Below are 17,794 nucleotides of genomic sequence, written 5' to 3' on the forward strand. Positions count from 1 at the left end.
GGGACCGGATCATGCCGGCGCATACTTTTATCACAGATAGGACCTGCTGCACTTTACCCGTTCTATGGCCTCTTTTATCGCGGCGTTCACGGGCAGAAGACGCGTGCTCAGAAGGTTATCTATCGCCAGGAACCTCATGGAGAAATGCGACGCTACAGGGGCGTCATGCCCGGATGCCACCATTTCCCTGGCTTTTTCCATAAGTTCCGGCATGGATCTTTTCAACACGGCGCAGGCCACTATCTCCGGGCTGGCAGCCTTGGTAGGCCTGACAAAGAGACCGAAAAGCCGGCATATATATCCTCGATACTCATATATCCCGCATTTCCCGTTCCCCGGCATGAGCGTATCCGGGACATAGAACGCGCATGGTCCTCCCGACGCCCTGGACAGGACATCCAGCCACATGTCGTCCTCTTTTTTGTCGCAGATACGAATCGCGAGGGGCAGGAACTCGAGCACTGTCGCCTCAAGACGGGGGTTCTCACAACATTTACCACACCCGGATGGGCACTCGATCCCAGTGGCCCGCCTGAATTCCGCTATTTTAGAGTCCATTTCCGCGTAAAGCGCCATAAGTTCATCGGAAAAGATCTCTTCCCGCAACGTATATCTTAGGTTCTCCCCACCCATCCCCCACCACCGCCTGTAAGACCTTGTGCTACACGCCGCTTTATATCTTTCCTGCCACCATGAGAACGCCCATGATAATGAATATAGCGCCCGCCGCGTATTTGACGATCTCCGGCCTCATATATTTCGATAGTATGGCCCCTAAGACCACCGACACCGCCGTGATGATAATATACGCCGCGACCGACCCCATCCATACCGTCAGCGGCCTGCCGCTCTTTGACGCCATAACTATACCCACTAATTGCGTCTTGTCCGCGAGCTCGGCAAAGAACACCGCGGAGAACGCCGTAAAGAACAGTTTCATGTCCATGTTTTCCTTTCCGTCGAATATTACTATGACCCACGAGTGTCCTCTCTCGACACATCCCCTAGAACTTAGTTCTATATTTTACCATCACCTCATCTTCATCCGGGGCCTTCCCGGCGCCCTGGCCGGGGTCTGCCGGATCTATCTTTTTTACCCCTTCAATGCTGAGGTTTTCCTGCAATTTATATTCGGCGCCTACGGCATACCTGTCCCCTGCCGGGATCCCCGCCTTTTCCCGCTTCTCATACCCGGTTATCAACGCCGTCTTGTCTGTCATTTTTTTCTTCACGCTAAGGCCACTGGTATTCTCGTCAAATTTTATATCCACCCTGGTGATCCCCATCTCCTCCAGGAAACCATCTCCGGAAGGGTCCACGAACAGGTATTCGACAAGGTCCTTCGCGACATCCGGACCCATCTTTTTATTCGCGACAGAGCCTTCCAGGCTATCCCATCTTCTGCCGGTCGCCAGCATCAATAGTATCCGCTCCTCTTCCATTCGCGGAGTAGATGCCAGCTTGACCTCAGGCGCGCTGACGCTACCGGCGATACCTATATCTATCTTAACATCTTCCACCTCGGCCGACGCGCTTATGTCGAGCCCCGTCAGTTCAGGCGCACCATAAAAACGTAAAATGCTCCTACGCAGCTTAAGAATGGTCCTGGGACTGACCACTTCGCCGTTCTCGAACAAGGCGCTGCCTTTAAGTTTTACGGGGTCCGTCCCGGCCTCTATGGCCATATCGATCGTTATATCACAACCCCTGACAATGATCCCGTTACGCAACAGGTTCTTCAGCTTGAGCTTACCTTTTATTTCCGGGGTCTCCGGAGCTCCTTTCACCTTAATGTCTATATCCCTCATGTCGGCATTTATCTTCGATAGCCATTTCAGGTCCTTTACCCCGCTCGTCGTGGTTATGTTCAGGGCGTTACAATACACGTCAATGTCCAGCTCGCCCGTGGTGATCTTGCCAAAGAACGTTACCGGATCGGACCTCGGTATGGACACCTTGCCTTTATTCACCATGCAGCTTAACCATTCTTCCTTCCCGGGACTAAAGGATATCAGCGCGGAACCGATATTGACCTCAGAGCCTTCGGGCAGTAATTTTATGTTCCCGACATGTATATCCTTTACCGTAATACCTTCGGCCAGGCTACCCGTAACTTCACCATACGATACCCCCATCATCATATCATCGTATGTGGCAACTGTGTATCCGAGCACTTTCTCGGCGCCTTTTTGCGTGAATATGACATGATACAGAACGGCGGCACCGGCAACGCAGCCCGCTATCACCAGTCCGCAAAGGACCGCCCAGAACCTTGTACTCCCAGTAAAAGTATGCATGATATCCGATATTATACGTTTTTCACGGAAAAAATATAGAAAATAAACTCGGGATGGTTGACCGCCTCTTTTAGCGACACGGTCCTTCCGCTGCGGGGTAAAGACTGCTTTTTACACCAAAGACCGAAAAAAGCGCTTTCTCGGTCAGCACATCGCCACGCTTTCCCTGGACGGCTATATCCCCGTCCTTAAGGAAAAGTCCGTGAGAAAAAACGGGAAGTATATCCTCCAGATGATGTGTAATAAGCAATATGCCCATATCTCTCCCGGCTCCCAGAAGCGTCGTTATGTGGTCGTACATCTCCGCCCTGGCGCCTATGTCGAGAAGGGAGAACGGCTCGTCCAGGATAAGAAGCGCGGGACGGTTCACCAGCGCCCTTGCCAGCATGACCTTCAATTGTTCCCCTGAGGATAATTCGCTGAACTTTTTATCGCCATATCCCCGCATGCCGAAGAACGACAGGAGGTCTTCTATGTCGGATAAAAGACCTTTATTTATTTTGCCGAAGAAACCAACGGAAGCGTTTGTCCCGGACGCGATAACGTCGTTGACACGCACCCTTCGGTCCATCCGGACCGATACCCATGGAGAAACATATCCTATTCTCTTCCTTATATCCGGTATATATGTCCGTCCGAACCGTTCGCCGAAAACACTAATAGTGCCTTTTCCCGGCCACAGATATCCCATGATAAGCTCGATGAAAGAGGTTTTACCGCTGCCGTTATTCCCCATCATGAACCAGTTCTCTCCTTTTTTCATGGTCCAGTTCACGCCGCTGAATATCCTCCTCCCTCCGCGGTCCAGACAGACATCTTTGAACCTCACGATCACGTTATCACACATCCCGTTCTCCCCTAGATCTTTTAGACGCGCTTTCCCCAGCCAGGTACCCGGTCGAGAACGCCGCCTGTAGATTGAACCCTCCCGTATCCCCATCTATATCCATGACTTCGCCAGCGAAATACAGGCCTTTTACCCTTCTCGATCCCATCGTCCTCGGATCTATGTCCTTGAGGGATACACCACCTCTAGTGACCATCGCCTCCTTGACCGGGGCCGTCCCCGTTATCCGTACACGCATACTCTTTATGTTCCTGATAAGTCCCGCTCTCTCTTCCTTCGTCATTTGCGCCGACCGTCTGTCGGCATCAATGCGCGCTTTATCCATGATATACAAGACAAGCCTTTCAGGATACCACGTCCTTAAAAGGTTCTTGACGCTTCGGGCCCCTGACCCTTTTATCCCCATCATGATCCTGTCTTCTATCTGTTTACCGTTCAGCGCGGGTTCCAGATCCATCTCGAGAATAAGTTCACCCTTTTTCTCGACGGTTTCCGATATCTGTCCACTCAATGCCAGGATAAGAGGGCCCGAGAGCCCGCTACGCGTGAACATCACATCCCCCGTCCCCGGAAGTTTATACTTTGAGAACGATATGGGGCCTTTCACGCGTATGCCGTATAGACTGATCCCCTCAAGCCCGGCGATGCCGGTCTCTCCCGATATGACCGGGACAAGCCCCGGTCGTGGAGTAACGATCCCATGTCCACTTTTCCCGGCGATCCGTAGCCCGTCCCCGGTAGAACCTGTTCCTGGATACGATACGCCGCCTGTCGCGACCACCACCGCGCCACACCCGAGGATCCTGTCCCCGGCAAAAGTAACGGCGTTAACGGCGCCGTCCCTCAGCTTTATCCCGTCAACCCGGGAAGAGAACCTGCATTCGACCCCCGCGCCCTCTACCGCCCGCGTAAGCGCCGACAACACATCCCCGGCCTTCTTCCCGAGCGGGAATATCCTGCCGTTCTCCTCCTCGACTGACCCTATCCCATTCTCCTCGAGGAACCCGACAAGCTCTTCCCTGAAGAACACCTTGAAGGCATCCCTGAGGAAATCCCCATTGGGGCCGTATCTCCCCAGAAAATCCTCTTTTTTGGCGGAATTGGTGTAGTTACACCTGCCGTTACCGGTAAGGATAAGTTTTCTTCCGGGAAGGGCGTTCTTTTCCACCAGCAAAGTACGCAGGCCGCTCTTACCGGAACGAATAGCCGCCATCATGCCCGCGGGCCCCGCGCCTATAACGACCACATCATATTTTTCAATATTCATACAGCGCCTCGTCCCCACATCAGGTGCCACCAAGGATGGACTCGATCCTGGAACAAAGCTCCATGGTATCTATTGGTTTACCCAAATATCCTACCGCACCGCACTCTTTGGATTTTTCCTCCATATCTTCCACGCTTGCGGTTATCAATATCACGGGAACACCAGCCATGCCTTGCATGGACCTTATAGTATCGGCTACCTCGGATGCCTTCATATCCGGAAGGCGAAAATCCAGTATTATCATATCGGGTTTCTCCGCGGACGCTTTTTCAATACCTTCCGCGCCCGTCTCCGCCGCGAAAACATGATATCCCTTGGCCTTGAGCCGGTAAAGTAAGGTGATCGACACATCTTTTTCATCGTCTATTATCAATACTTTTTTCGGCATATCATCCTCTCTCCTTCTCGATAGGCAGCAGGAAATGGAATACGGATCCCTTCCCAGGTTCCGATTCCGCCCATATCTTACCCCCGTGTCTTTTTATTATTTCCCGGCATATCACCAGGCCAAGACCCGTACCTCCCGGCTTACGTTCGTTCGGACCTTTCAATTGATGGAAACTCTGGAACAGTTTAGGTATGTCTTCAGGCCTTATTCCCAGGCCCGTGTCTTCCACCCGCACATGCACGGCGTTGTCCATGATCCCGGACCTGACCTTCACCCCGCCTTCTTCCGTGAATTTTATGGCGTTGTTTATGAGATTCGTTAGTACCTGCGTGATCTTATCCTTGTCGAACTTGATCTCAGGCAAACCCCCATCGAGTTCCACCCCGAGCTTAAGGCCTTTTTCATTCGACAGAAGGCTCATGCTTTCCACCGTTTCGGATATACAATCATTGATGTTATTGGGCCTAAGGTCCATCTCAACCTTATCCAATCCCAGCTTCTGGAAATCCAACACATCGTTTATAAGCCTCGTAAGCCGATCGGCGTTCCTCGTTATCATCTCAAGAAGCTCCTTTTGCTGCTCATTCACATCCCCGACAAGCCCTTCCAGCAGGATCGACGCGCCTTCACGTATCGGCCCAAGAGGCGTCCTGAGTTCATGCGACACCACGGAGATGAAGTCCGATCTGACCTTGAGGGCTTTTATCTTTTCTTCTTCCGCTTTTTTCCGGTCTGTTATATCAGTATGCGTCCCTATGATCCTGGCTACGCGGCCCTTATCGTCCTTCTCTATGTCTTCCGCACGCGACCTCATCCATCTCCATTCCCCGTTCTTGGCCCGCATTCTTATTTCCACCGAGAAACTCTCGCTCCTGCCTTCAATAAAATCTTTAAGGGCTTTTTCCTTTTCCGGAACGTCCTCTGGATGCACAAGCTTCATCCATGTCCCGTAGTCCCGGGGAAGTTCATCGGGCTGGTACCCCAACATCCTGAACCAGGTGGGGCTCAGGTACATCTCTCCTGACACCAGCGAATAATCCCAGATCCCTTCGTTTATCGAATCGAACACGAACCTCAGGCGGCTCTCGCTCTTTTTAAGGTCCTCTTCCATCTTTTTGCCCTGCGTAATATCCTCAAAACTCTCGATCCCGCCGATCACGGTGCCATCATGCGTTTTAAGCAGTTCCACGTTCTTGGAAACGGTCCTTTCTTCTCCCTCCTTCGTGATTATGGTACATATCTCACCCGATATGGGCTTCTGTATATTGTCCAGGAAAAGTCCGCACATTTCACGGCACGGGGACTTGGTGAAAAAAGTGCATTTCTTCCCCAACACGTATTCGGCGGGATATCCGGTGATCTCTTCCGCTTTCTTGTTCCAGCTCGTCACGACCCTGTCGTTATCCACGGTGAACACTCCGCTGGGCACAAGCCTGAACAGGAGTTCCGCTCTTTCCTTTTGGGAGAAGGCCCTGCCCTGCTCGATCCGCAACAGCTCAGCGGATGACATCATCATGTATATCACCGAGGAGAAACCGACGATCACCGAGCAAAGAAGTAACGTGACAGCTATCGCTACCCATCTATATACATATACACGTTCAGCTGAGGCGAAGAAATATACATACCACTCGTCCGGTATGAGTTCCTGTACCAGGAGAAGCCTTGTCTTGCCGGCGAACCTGACAATTGTGTTCCCTTCGGGCTTCTCCTCAAGAATGGGCTCGAAAGGGCCCGGGCCGAATTGTTGTGACGAAAGGAGTTCCTGCCGGGCAGGTTCACTGGGCCGCCATAGCGCATGGAACCTCAGCAACGGATCGCTGGATATGAAAATAACACCGCTTTTGTGGACAAAAAAACAATCCTCGTACCTGCGGATGTGCGCTTGCACATCCACCAGCTCTTTCTTGATCACAGCGACCCCGGCTATACCGGAGCTCCCCCGGACAGGGAACGACGCGTAAAACCCCCTTTTACCGGAAGTAACACCTTTACCGAAATAATAACCCGGTTCTCCACTTATTGCCGTTTTAAAATAAGGCCGGAAAGCGTAATTCTCGCCAACGAAACTGTCGTTATCATGCCTGTTGGAAGACGCTATTACGGTACCATTTGCGTCCATGATATAAGCTACCGTATTACTGCCTTCCGGCGCGTATCTATCCAGGGTAAGATCAGCCTTATCTATGTTCTCCGCGTTCTTCTCGATAAGCGCGGCGCTAATAAAAGGTGATCCTGACAGTATCTTGCCTATGATCCCGGAATTCCCTATACTGTGTTCCATGAAATGTGAAAGGGAAAGCACGCTCAAATAACTTTCCTCTATGATCATATCCCTGGCGTACCTGCCTGCCTGCACGGCGAAGAAGGTGCCGGCTGACAGGAAAAGAAGGACTATTACGACCGTCACCCACACAAGCCGGCCCCTGGTCAATACCTTCTCCACTACTGGCCTGATACTCATTCTCCTCCTCCCGGGACCCGCTGACCTATATGACATGGGGTTCTCCACCCCGCATGTCATATTCCCCAACTCTCCAGGCTTTCAACGAAAGAGTTCCCGGCGACACGTGGGTCATAAAAATTGTTCACGCCGCTTTTCTTCCACAATATCCTTAACGCGTCTATCTTCAGCGTATCATTGTCTTCCGTCCCCCGGGCCGAAGGATCGGAATAAAGCACCACGAACGGTGTATTGTTCTTGAAACCATCTATCTTTACAAGCGTTTCCGCCGGGACGCCATTTACGCACGCCAGATGCAACGCCAGGCAGGAAAAACGTTCTTTCCTGCCCTTCTCGAAAAATTCACGCTCATCCTGGGCCCGGCATACACGGTATCCGGCCTTCAAGAACCCCGTTGATACCCTTTCGAGCACAGCGTCGTCATCGGTAAGGATAAGAACCCTGTCAGCGGTAACGGTATCAACATTTTCCAGCAGCTCTCTGGTATCCAGGGGTTTTACCATGAACCCGTCCGCTTCAAGGGCGTCAAAAGTGCTCTTCATGCCGCTCCTGGCCGTAACGAGTATTATAGGTATGTTCCTGACGACCGGATCGACCCGGGCCTCTTTGAAGAACTCATATCCGTCCATAACAGGCATAACGATATCCAGCAAAACAAGGTCAGGCTTTTCCTTTTTCAGTTTTTCCAGCCCCTCATTCCCGTCGACCGCCTTTATCACCTCATGTCCGGCGCCCTCCAGCCCCGCCTGTATCCCGAGGAGGCTCACGGCCTCGTCCTCTACCACAAGTATCTTCTTTTTCTTCTTTTTCATAAAACGTCCTTCTTCTCCCTCATCTCAACCAGGACCTGGCCGCCTGCGCGAACTCCTGGCCCGCAAGTCTTCTGTCATAGAAATTCGGTAATCCGTTCTTCTTCCATTTTATACGTAAAGTGTCTATCTTCACCATATCGTTATCCTCAACACCTTTCACGGATTGGTCGGAATAAACAACAACGAACGGCTTGGCGCACTTTAAGGTCTTTATCCTTTCCGCGAATTCAGACGGTGAGATCGAGATATCCGCGAGATGTACAGCCAGCACCTTGAACTTTTCCTTTTTCGCCCGTTCAAAAAGATCTTCCTCGCTCTTGGCCGTCTCACATGTATATCCCGATGACAAGAACGCTTTTCTGACACTCTCCTCTACGGTATCGTCACTGGAAAGGATAACGGCCCTGTCCTGAAGTTCATGTTTTATCTTGTCTGACAGCCGGTTGAAATCTACCGGTTTTGAGAAAAACCCTTCCGCGTTAAGGGCCTCAAAACAACTTTTCATGCCGCTCCTGGCGGTGAGCATGATTATGGGGATGTCGCTCACCCTCGGATCGGTCCGGGCCTTCTTGAAGAACTCATACCCGTCCATCCCAGGCATCATTATGTCAAGGATCACAAGGTCTGGACGCTCCGACCTCATCATATTAAGGCCTGCCTGCCCGTCAGAACTCATGACCACTTCATATCCGGCTGACTGCAATCTTACGCGCATGATCTCCTGCAGGTCCGGCTCATCGTCCACCACCAATATCTTTTTCCTGAAACCCATTTTCCCGTCCCCCTTCCGGACATCCTTATTGCTTGTCGCTTCCACCGAAAAGCGCCTTCAACGAGTTCACCGCCTGCGTGACATCCTCCCTCTCCCCCGGGGCCCCTCCCGCCTGGGCTCCTTCCTCCGGGGTGTCTTTCCTTATAAGTCCGGTAAGGGCTTTCATTCCCTGTTCTTTAAGGTTGTTCGCGATATCGGCGATATATGGCTCGGCTACTTTTTTAAGCGTATCCTCAAGGCCGCTGAATTTAGGGTCTGTTACCGTCCCCCCTATGTTGATCTTTATCTCAAGCGGGTCCACACGATCAAGCGCTTCGCATAATACGGGCATAGGAGCGAACCCCACCGAAACACTGCTTCCCGATTTCGGCTCGAGATCCTGGCCCCTGAGCACAAGCCTGTTCACCGAATCTATCGCGTCATTGGTTATAATGGTCCGTGAATCCATGTCCAGTTGACCCTTGCGAACTTCAACAGGCAAAGAATCGCTGTAAATAAAACCCAGAGAAGGCATGTTTATGTTCTTAGCTACGATATCGGCCCTGCTCACAAGATCATTTCCCCTGAAACCCTGTTCATAACTGACCGTGAAGCGGCCGGCGTCTTTTCCTGCGTCCATAACGCGTCCACCCATGCTTACGCTGTCCACTTTAGCTCCCCTATCCGGATCGACCGCTATGCCGTTCATCCTGACATGCGCGTCCACTATATCAACGGTCCGTCCGGGCGCCGCTTCCGCTTTCACTATAAGCCCGTTTATGGACATCTTCCGTATCTCAAAAAGGTACCCGCTTCTTATCGTTTTAAAATACACTATCCTTCCCCTCGGAAGCTCTTTCACTTCTCGGGTTATTTTCCCCGCTTTCTTTTTTTCTTCCCTGGCCTTTTCCACACCCTCCCTGGAGCTCCGGGAGCTTATTATCTGGTATATGCTGGAGAACCAGTCCTTTTTCGCGCCAAGTCCACCGGGCAAGGATATGCCTTTTCCTTTGCCTGCCGCCTCTTTAGGGGCTATTTTTTCTACATTAAAACTCCCGTCCGATTGTTTTTTAAGGTCGAGCTCCGCTCCGTTCACATTGACGCTTGAGATCACGATCCGCTTGGAAAGAAGCCCGACAAAGCTTATCCTGGCCGAGGCTTTTTGTATAGCTACCATCCTTTCTTTCCCTTCCGGGTCAAAAACCTTGAGGCCTTTCAACGACATAGAGAGCGTAACGGGCCAGACATTCACCTTCTCCACGGTTATTTTCGACCCGCTGGCACTGTTGAGCTTATCCACGATAACGGAACTTAACATAGGCGTAAGCACGAGGCCGGATACAAGCTGCACACCAAGTAATATGCCCACGAACACCACAATACCTTTAAGGTTGATGAATTTTATGTTCATGCCGCACCGCCCTTCATTTTCGCGATAAGGGAAGATATTTTCCCGATCAGAGGTATCTTTTTCATAAAAGCGGCTATCTTCGACCCCTTTATCTTGTCCGCGTATTTCTCACGTATGACCACTACCCCTTTTACGGAAGCGAAATATAACGGCACAGCCAGTATGGCGGATACTACAAGTCCGCCCGTTATCAGGGTATTGTTGAGCCCCAAGTACGCTATGACCGGCAGGCCCGTGACCACTTTCCAGAAAAAAGTAAGCGGCTGTATATCTATGAGCAGCAGCCCTCCCACCATATCGGCCAGGCCGCTCAAACCCAGTACATAGAGCAATTTGAAAAAAGGCAGGGATAACATGGCGGAAAGCCTGTTCACCTTGAAAACAAGAAAACATATGAAAAGAAGTATCGCCATGGGTCCATTAAGTGGCGTAAAGCCCATGAATAAACCCAGGCAGATGCCCGCGGCCACTTCCGACGGGGCCACATTGGCTTCCAGAAGTTTTATGATCCTGGAAGGGAGTGAAATTATCGGGATCATTTGACCCTCCTCTCATTGATAACGCGTAATTCATCATCCCCGGACACGGATATTATTTTTATTATAATACACACAGCTGGGGGAAACAACGTCCAAGTTTGTCAGGCAAAAAAAGGGATAATATGTGCTATTTAAGAACGAACAAGCCCCACCCTATCGCGTGGTGGGGCTTGTTCGGAATTCAGGGACCTACTCTTATTTCTTCGGCATGGGCTTAAAACACATGAACCAGTCCAGGCACTTAATTCCTTCCTTATCGGCGTTATCGACCCTGTCCTTGGCGGTTCCGCAGCTTCCCGGAGGGGGAACTATGACATCATCCCCGGGAGTCCAATCCGCCGGAGTCGCGACCTTGAACTCATCCGTGGTCTGGAGCGCGATAAGCAACCGCTTGATCTCCTGGAAATTCCTGCCGTTCGATAGGGGATAATACAACAAAGCCCTTATCTTTGAATCCGGATCGATGAAAAAGACCGCCCTCACCGCCTGGGTATCGCTGGCCGTAGGCTGCACCATACCGTACTTTTTGGCAACGTTCATTTTTATGTCCTCTATGAGAGGGAACATGACAGCGACATTTTTCATTCCTTTGTATTCTATCCTGTCCTGTATGGTCCTGAGCCAGGCTATATGGCTGTATATGCTGTCTATGGAAAGTCCTATGAGCTTGCAGTTAAGAGCATTGAACTCTTTTTCCATGGAAGCGAAGGTCATGAATTCCGTAGTGCAGACCGGGGTAAAATCAGCCGGATGGCTGAAAAGGATGACCCAGCTGCCCTTATAATCCTCCGGGAAATTTATGACCCCCTGCGTGGTCTTCGCGGTAAAAGCCGGGGCCATTTCTCCTATCAAGGGTATACGCACCTCTTCTTCCACGCATTCTTCACCCGCGTTAACACCTGTTACAGCCAGACCGGCTATCAGAACAAGAACTGCCGTGCCCATAAAAAAACGTCTCATAACCCACCTCCCGTTAATCTACACACAGGTCTATCCGTCTTTCACTACTATGGGATATTATACACCCGGACATCCTCCGCTCATATACAATAATCCGGGATATAGGTGTCCTTCTCCCTGCGATCATCACATATCGGATATCTTTCAGTGGACCATGGCACGTGCACAGTCCCGCCATTCCGAATATCCCACTTGCAAGGATCCGGTTTGTGCGCCCTGCCCTTTCCACAACGCCCGCACAAGACCCCCGAACACAGGCACGAGACCTTACGGCCATTATGTTTGCCGCGTTCTTCCCCGCATTCGCGGCATGCTACTGATCCCTTCCCTCTTCTTCCCTCTACCATTTTCTCTCCTTTTCCGCCGAGAAAGGACCCCTGGCATATCAGCTCGTAATACCATGAAATCCCCCGGCTTTTTAGCACCTTGTTACGGCGGCTGCAATACACCCCAAATCATCCCGCCAGAGCACATGTACACACAAATAAAAAAACCCGCGCTGAAAGCGCGGGTCTCTTGATACCACATCTCGGCGCTTTAGCACATTTATATAGCGGAGCAAGTAACCTTCTTAAATCACCGCTAATGTTATTATACGATACTCCGCCCCATATCGCAATACCTCTTCCTGTTCCCACAGGTCATAATGCGACCTGCGCGGCGCTGGATCGATCCCCTTGATACTCTCATTTCACGAGAGACAAAAAAAGACCGCGACATGTTCCGTCGCGGTCCATTTTCGATATTGTCGCGTCTTGAATATTACTCGCCATTTTCAGGGGGATCCTCAAATGCCGGACCCATGCCTTCTTCCATCCCAGGTCCCATGCCATGTCCGGGACCCATACCGTGTCCGGGCCCATGTCCTTTCATTCTTTCTTTCCACATTCGTTTGCGTTCGGCCATGTCCTTTTCCATCTTCTCCCTGAGCTTCTGGTCCTGTTCGGGCGTAAGTATCTTTTTCATGCTCAGTATGCCGTTGACCTTCATTTCGGCCTGGGCCTTAAAAACAGACGACATCTCGTCAATGATCGCCTTGAGCCTGCCTTCATCCGGAGCTGGTTTATCCAGTTCCTCCTTGAGCGCCTCCCTTTTCGCCTTCATACTTTCCCTGAGATCCTCGTTCCTTTCCCTATCCGCTTCACGCAGTTTTTTTATTTCTTCGTGTTGTTCCGGCGTTATCCCCAGCTCATCCATGACCTGTTGTATCCGAGCTTCCGCCTGTTCCCGATATTCGGGGGGCGCCCCACCATCTGCCGCGGACGGACCCGCCGCCAAAGTGAACGCGGCCAGAAGAACTACTATACTTGTTGCCATGGCATATATCCTTGTTCTATTCATGATAGCCTCCTATTCTTTCCTACTTATAACTTCTCTTCGGCGCCTTCATATAAAATAACGGCAGTTATCCCCGCAAAGTTCCATATTTACAGGAAAAACTCTTCGATACTGGTCCCCAGTCCGGACATGCTCGCCTCACCGTTCTCGGCCGACAAAAGGTACCGTATCTGTTCCTTTACGTAATTCTCGTTAAGACTGCGTTCATAAGCCCGGTAATACCCCATACTCGTAATGGCCAGGATAAGCAGGGCCGCGCCCGCGATAGCCGGTAGGGGTTTGAGCGCCCGGAAAGACCTGGCCAGGACATCCATTAATGCCACTATGCCTATCCTGTCATCACTTGCGCTGACCTGGACCTGTATTTTGTCCCATACTCGGTCCGGAGGACTTATCGATCTTTTCGCGCCGGAAAGGACCGCGAACACCTGTTCGACGCTCAAGTGGAACTGGCGACACTCGGGACATTCCCTTAGGTGAGAATGTACGCGTTCCTTTTCTTGTTCCCCTAACCCGTTATCCTTGTATCCCTCGGAAAGTATCCGGCGCACATCATCGCACTTCATGATACGCCTCCTTTTTTACACGTAAGGCCATGGCTTCCCTGGCCCTTTTAAGCCTTGTTCGGACGGTATTGAGTTTCACGTCCAGCGCCTGTGCCACTTCCTCATAAGATAACCCCTCGATGTCCCTCAAGACCACGCATGCCCGCTGGTCCGGACTAAGCACAGCAAGCAGTCTTTCCACTTTCCCAGAGGTCTCGGCGTCATCATGTATCTTCTCCAGTTCCGGGGCATACCCCAGGCGCTCTTCGGCCTGTTCCATATTCACGAACATCCCTCTCGACCTCTTTCTTTTCCTATAACAGCTTATAGCCGCGTTAACCGTTATCCTGTATACCCAGGCCCCGAACTTGGTGCCTTCCCTGAAATTGCCCAGGTTCTTATACATGCTCACGAACACGTCCTGCGTGACTTCCTCGGCATCCATACGGCTAAATGTTATCCTGTAACTTATGGCGTATACCGAACCTGACAGCCTCCTGTATATCTCCTCAAAAGACCGCATATCCCCGCGCAGGGTATCCCTGATAAGTTCATAAGGTATGTCTTTCATGTGCACCTGTTATATATAACGTCCCGGGCCCGGTAAAAGTTCCGTTTTTACACGACGAGGTCCCATACGGTGGTCTCAGGCATTCCCTCGATCTCTTTCCCGTGGGTCCTGGTAAAATGCGTTATATGGGACGGTTCCTTATCATCCACCATCTCCTTCATGCTTTCCCAGACTTCATATGTCATCAGGAGATCCATATCCGTGGAATGTCTATGTATAGAATAGTTTATGCACCCTTCTTTGGACCGCAGTGGGGACATCATCTTGATAAGTTCTTTTTCAAGCCATTCCCTCATTCCTCTTTTTGCCCTGATCCTCGTAACTACAGCGACCTTGTTTTCCAGAAACGCCATGATATCCTCCATGTCCGCCTAAAGGCTCGGTGATCATACGATAGATCGGCGGTAATATTTCTCAGTCTTTCTTACGTATACGTAAAGGACTACCGGTACCGTAAAATACACCGTGGTACCAAGCCCCGGGTCAAATAATGATATCACTATGGCCAGTATCGACCAGACCGGGATTATCAAGCTTCTTTTCCTGTACCATTTGATCATCCGGTCGTCAAGCGCCTGTTGAACTAATCTCTTCCCCGAAGTGGCGTATATCCAGTTCAACGCGAAGAACATGCCCGCCAGCAGCAGATTGACCTCAAAAAGTAATGCCGCTATGAGCGTATTGTGATGATCCCCTACTATAGCCGTTGTGAAAGGGATAAGGGTAATGAACATAAGCCACACGATATTGATCAATATGAGCGAGGCATTGCTTTTTTTTATGAACTTGAACTGGTTATGGTGTTGTATCCAGAAGATACCCAATATCATGAAGCTCATGACGTAGTATATAAGGTCGGGCAATAGCCCCGACAACATCGCGACAAGGGCTTCGTTACTGTAAGAACGTTCCGGGTCGAAGATCACCTCGAAACTAAGGACTAATATCGTCATGGCTATAGCGAATATCCCGTCGCTTAACGCCTCTATCCTCTGTGGCCCTTTGTCCTCGATAATACCGTCATTTACCATATATCTTCCCGTGGACACCGTCATCGACGGTCATTGATCGTTCCTCATGGTTATCATTATCAAGTGGTACCCGAAAGCTGTTTTCACCGGGCCATGCACCTTGTTGAGCTCCCCACTGAACACGACCTTATCGAACTCGGGCACCATATCCCCCTGGGAGAACTCACCCAGGTCCCCGCCCTGTTTCCCCGACGGGCAAAGAGAACACTCACAGGCAATATCGGAGAAATCCTCACCCGCCTCAATGCGTGCGATGATCTCCGCGCACTTTTCCTTGGAATCAACGAGAATATGTTTTGCTTTGGCTCTTTTCATGTCCACCTTTCCTCTCTGTGATATGCCTAAAAAGGGCCGTTATCTCCGCAGGATAACGGCCCCGGACACGTTCCACCCAACAGATAACTCTATTTTCTATCACATGGGCCCTTACCTTTGTCCCGCCACATCTTCTCGAGCGAACCCATCTGTTCATCCGTAAGCATGTCCTTCAGAGCCGCGTATTCCCCCACCAGGTACTTCGCTTTCTCTTTTTTCAGCTCGTATTTCTTGTCAAGGAGGTCCCTGGCCGCTTTAACGTCGACCTTGTTCTCCTGGAGCATGGTCTTTATGTCCACGGCGACAAGGTCTATTTCAGCGTTCTTTTTTATCATTTCCTTCTTCACCGCGGTCTTGATCGCGTTTATCTGCCGCACCTGTTCGTCGGTAAGCCCCAGCTCATCCCGATTATCCACCATATAACTGGCTTTATGGTATATCTTGCTGTCCATCCCCTTCTTCCCATACGCCATGGCAGATCCAGGCCCGACCAGCGTGAACATCAAGGTCCCACATATTACCAGAGCCAGAACATTAATGCCTTTTTTTCTCATGGCCCTCTCCTTTCCTTTATATCGCGTGTTTTTCCGTCCACATAGAGCCCGTTCCCAGCGACCCATAGCCTATCCTCTATTTTTTTGAGAATCTCTCGAGTATACGGCCCGCCCAAACCGTTCCTCCCAGCCCGAAAGCGAGAACGAACGAGATACATAGTGTCAGGTATGTGACACTGAAGAACACCATGAAGATATCACGCGGCAGGCCGATACGGGACAGGCATACCGTGGCCGTGAAGACCAGTACGGACCACTTGGCTATGCCTCCGAAAAGTTCGGGCCGTCCTATCTGTGCCGCCTCGGCCGCGCCTTTTACCACGCGCGACAATATCATGCTCAGGAATATACCCGCCACGGCTATGACCGATACCATGAATACCGCCACTACGTACGACAGTATCTGGTCGACCTGCGCCGACACCATCCTCATCCTGAAGCGGTCGAGCGCCACCGTGAACACAACGACCATCGTCCACCAGAAAGCGGCCAACCCGAACCATTTGTGCGGCGCGAGTTTCCCTTCCGCTCCTCCGGTAAGTTCTGTAAGACCGATCTTTCCGGCTATAGCATCGAATCCCATGGACCTAAGGCACACCTGGACCACTAACCGTACCATCTGGGCCAAGAGCCACCCGACCAGGATCGTCAACAATCCCGCCACAAGGTCAGGCAAGAACCTCACCGTCTCGACGAACATGCCCTTAAGCGGCAGCACGACCAACTGGTTCCAGTCAAGTGTCGCGGCCCCGCTGTAGGAATTATACGTGGTATTGTACATCATCCCCTCCCGTTCTTATACGGCGTTATTCCACCTCGTCGTATCTTTCTTTCAGTGTTCTATTGATATCCTCTATCCTGGCCTTCGTCCTATGATATACCTTGACCTGCTCTGAGCCGGACAGATACTCCACCGTTCCGGGCTCGCTGTCATCCTTTTCGGCACATCCGGACGCGCACATCCCGCATATGAGTATGATCCACACATACCATGACCTGCGTCTTTTTCCATCCCCGCTGGTCCCGTTAATCATATTCGGCTCTCTCTGTTTCCCCCACTTTCGTGATCTCCATACCGCTCTCTATCGTACTTTCGGAAAGTTCCTCTATTTTCTCATATATAAGACGTACTTTTCCTTTCTCAACCTTATACTGGTCCTCCCCCAGCCATTCCCTATAATCCTCTTTCTGCAGGAACATATATGACATCTTATAATACGCGGTTATCGTGTCCCCATCCTCTTCCAGTGTAATATAGTGGTATATCACGCGTCCCGTAGCCGTATAAGGCGTCATATAACAATGTTTAAGCCTTTTATTTATCCTCTCGTCATCGACGAACCACTTCTTTATGTATTTGACGTGTTCTTCCCCGCCCTGTGAATCGAGCCCGAGCAGGGTTATAAGCTCGCACTCAAGATTCCCGAAGCGTATAGCGTCGCCTCCTGAAACTATATCCCTGTCAATAAATGTCTTGCATCCGGTACAAGCTTTCGTGGCAAGATACGCCATTACGGCCTTTTCCTGGTCCGAGGCGTTATCAAGGAAATCTTTATTGAACTCCAGGCTGGACCCGTCCCACCACAGCACGTCCACGAGGGTTATCCCCGCGCTTTCCAGGGCGAGCATGACCCCGAACAGCAGGAATACCGCGACTATTGTAATGGCTGCTCTCTTTTTCATAGGAATGACAGTTAGTCCCTT

At 51.0% G+C, this 17,794-nt stretch carries 23 protein-coding genes; all 23 read right to left on the reverse strand.

The window, feature by feature from the left end:
- Positions 1 to 30: 30 nt before the first annotated feature.
- The 23 genes from PHH49_02630 to PHH49_02740 all read right to left on the reverse strand — a co-directional run bounded on the left by PHH49_02630 (position 31) and on the right by PHH49_02740 (position 17,773).
- Complete coding sequence (locus PHH49_02630) at positions 31 to 633, reverse strand: YkgJ family cysteine cluster protein (GenBank protein ID MDD5487844.1); 603 nt, start codon at positions 631 to 633, stop codon at positions 31 to 33.
- A 40-nt stretch (positions 634 to 673) separates the two neighbouring features.
- The gene (locus PHH49_02635; protein ID MDD5487845.1) at positions 674 to 946 is read right to left on the reverse strand and encodes a TMEM165/GDT1 family protein; all 273 of its coding nucleotides are present in this window, start codon (positions 944 to 946) and stop codon (positions 674 to 676) included.
- A 58-nt stretch (positions 947 to 1,004) separates the two neighbouring features.
- Positions 1,005 to 2,297, reverse strand: coding sequence for a translocation/assembly module TamB domain-containing protein (locus PHH49_02640; GenBank protein MDD5487846.1), 1,293 nt, complete (start codon positions 2,295 to 2,297; stop codon positions 1,005 to 1,007).
- Between the two features lie 70 nt (positions 2,298 to 2,367).
- Positions 2,368 to 3,144 carry an ATP-binding cassette domain-containing protein gene (locus PHH49_02645; GenBank protein MDD5487847.1) on the reverse strand — a complete coding sequence of 259 codons (777 nt, stop codon included), beginning with the start codon at positions 3,142 to 3,144 and terminating at the stop codon, positions 2,368 to 2,370.
- Positions 3,137 to 4,411 carry an NAD(P)/FAD-dependent oxidoreductase gene (locus tag PHH49_02650; GenBank protein ID MDD5487848.1) on the reverse strand — a complete coding sequence of 425 codons (1,275 nt, stop codon included), beginning with the start codon at positions 4,409 to 4,411 and terminating at the stop codon, positions 3,137 to 3,139. Before PHH49_02650 ends, PHH49_02645 begins: the two co-directional genes overlap by 8 nt.
- A 19-nt stretch (positions 4,412 to 4,430) precedes the next feature.
- Positions 4,431 to 4,799 (reverse strand): response regulator, encoded by a 369-nt coding sequence (locus PHH49_02655; protein ID MDD5487849.1) that lies wholly within the window; start codon positions 4,797 to 4,799, stop codon positions 4,431 to 4,433.
- 1 nt (position 4,800) lies between these two features.
- Entirely contained in the window at positions 4,801 to 7,263 is a 2,463-nt protein-coding gene (locus PHH49_02660) for a PAS domain S-box protein (GenBank protein MDD5487850.1), read from the reverse strand.
- Between the two features lie 56 nt (positions 7,264 to 7,319).
- Positions 7,320 to 8,075 (reverse strand): response regulator, encoded by a 756-nt coding sequence (locus PHH49_02665; protein MDD5487851.1) that lies wholly within the window; start codon positions 8,073 to 8,075, stop codon positions 7,320 to 7,322.
- 19 nt (positions 8,076 to 8,094) lie between these two features.
- Positions 8,095 to 8,847 (reverse strand): response regulator, encoded by a 753-nt coding sequence (locus PHH49_02670; GenBank protein MDD5487852.1) that lies wholly within the window; start codon positions 8,845 to 8,847, stop codon positions 8,095 to 8,097.
- 25 nt (positions 8,848 to 8,872) lie between these two features.
- Entirely contained in the window at positions 8,873 to 10,237 is a 1,365-nt protein-coding gene (locus PHH49_02675; protein ID MDD5487853.1) for an AsmA family protein, read from the reverse strand.
- On the reverse strand, positions 10,234 to 10,776 hold the full coding sequence (locus PHH49_02680) for a TIGR03546 family protein (protein ID MDD5487854.1): 543 nt from the start codon (positions 10,774 to 10,776) through the stop codon (positions 10,234 to 10,236). The genes PHH49_02675 and PHH49_02680 overlap by 4 nt, the downstream gene beginning before the upstream one ends.
- 195 nt (positions 10,777 to 10,971) lie before the next feature.
- Positions 10,972 to 11,652 (reverse strand): peroxiredoxin, encoded by a 681-nt coding sequence (locus PHH49_02685; GenBank protein ID MDD5487855.1) that lies wholly within the window; start codon positions 11,650 to 11,652, stop codon positions 10,972 to 10,974.
- A 164-nt stretch (positions 11,653 to 11,816) separates the two neighbouring features.
- Positions 11,817 to 12,083, reverse strand: coding sequence for a hypothetical protein (locus PHH49_02690; GenBank protein MDD5487856.1), 267 nt, complete (start codon positions 12,081 to 12,083; stop codon positions 11,817 to 11,819).
- Between the two features lie 415 nt (positions 12,084 to 12,498).
- Complete coding sequence (locus tag PHH49_02695) at positions 12,499 to 13,077, reverse strand: Spy/CpxP family protein refolding chaperone (GenBank protein MDD5487857.1); 579 nt, start codon at positions 13,075 to 13,077, stop codon at positions 12,499 to 12,501.
- Positions 13,078 to 13,163: 86 nt separating this feature from the next.
- Complete coding sequence (locus PHH49_02700; GenBank protein MDD5487858.1) at positions 13,164 to 13,640, reverse strand: zf-HC2 domain-containing protein; 477 nt, start codon at positions 13,638 to 13,640, stop codon at positions 13,164 to 13,166.
- Positions 13,627 to 14,190, reverse strand: a complete 564-nt coding sequence (locus tag PHH49_02705; GenBank protein MDD5487859.1) for an RNA polymerase sigma factor — start codon at positions 14,188 to 14,190, stop codon at positions 13,627 to 13,629. The genes PHH49_02700 and PHH49_02705 overlap by 14 nt, the downstream gene beginning before the upstream one ends.
- 47 nt (positions 14,191 to 14,237) lie before the next feature.
- Positions 14,238 to 14,543, reverse strand: coding sequence for an antibiotic biosynthesis monooxygenase (locus PHH49_02710; GenBank protein ID MDD5487860.1), 306 nt, complete (start codon positions 14,541 to 14,543; stop codon positions 14,238 to 14,240).
- 33 nt (positions 14,544 to 14,576) lie between these two features.
- A complete protein-coding gene (locus tag PHH49_02715; protein ID MDD5487861.1) occupies positions 14,577 to 15,221 on the reverse strand; it encodes a TMEM175 family protein in 645 nt (214 codons plus the stop codon).
- 30 nt (positions 15,222 to 15,251) lie between these two features.
- Positions 15,252 to 15,536, reverse strand: a complete 285-nt coding sequence (locus tag PHH49_02720) for a peptidylprolyl isomerase (protein MDD5487862.1) — start codon at positions 15,534 to 15,536, stop codon at positions 15,252 to 15,254.
- Between the two features lie 89 nt (positions 15,537 to 15,625).
- Entirely contained in the window at positions 15,626 to 16,090 is a 465-nt protein-coding gene (locus tag PHH49_02725) for a Spy/CpxP family protein refolding chaperone (GenBank protein MDD5487863.1), read from the reverse strand.
- A 76-nt stretch (positions 16,091 to 16,166) separates the two neighbouring features.
- A complete protein-coding gene (locus PHH49_02730; protein MDD5487864.1) occupies positions 16,167 to 16,874 on the reverse strand; it encodes a hypothetical protein in 708 nt (235 codons plus the stop codon).
- Between the two features lie 22 nt (positions 16,875 to 16,896).
- Positions 16,897 to 17,124, reverse strand: a complete 228-nt coding sequence (locus PHH49_02735) for a hypothetical protein (protein ID MDD5487865.1) — start codon at positions 17,122 to 17,124, stop codon at positions 16,897 to 16,899.
- Positions 17,117 to 17,773, reverse strand: coding sequence for a hypothetical protein (locus PHH49_02740; protein ID MDD5487866.1), 657 nt, complete (start codon positions 17,771 to 17,773; stop codon positions 17,117 to 17,119). The genes PHH49_02735 and PHH49_02740 overlap by 8 nt, the downstream gene beginning before the upstream one ends.
- Positions 17,774 to 17,794: the final 21 nt, after the last annotated feature.

The organism is Candidatus Omnitrophota bacterium, assembly GCA_028715965.1.
In the GTDB taxonomy this organism is placed as follows: Bacteria; Omnitrophota; Gorgyraeia; order Tantalellales; family Tantalellaceae; genus JAQUQS01.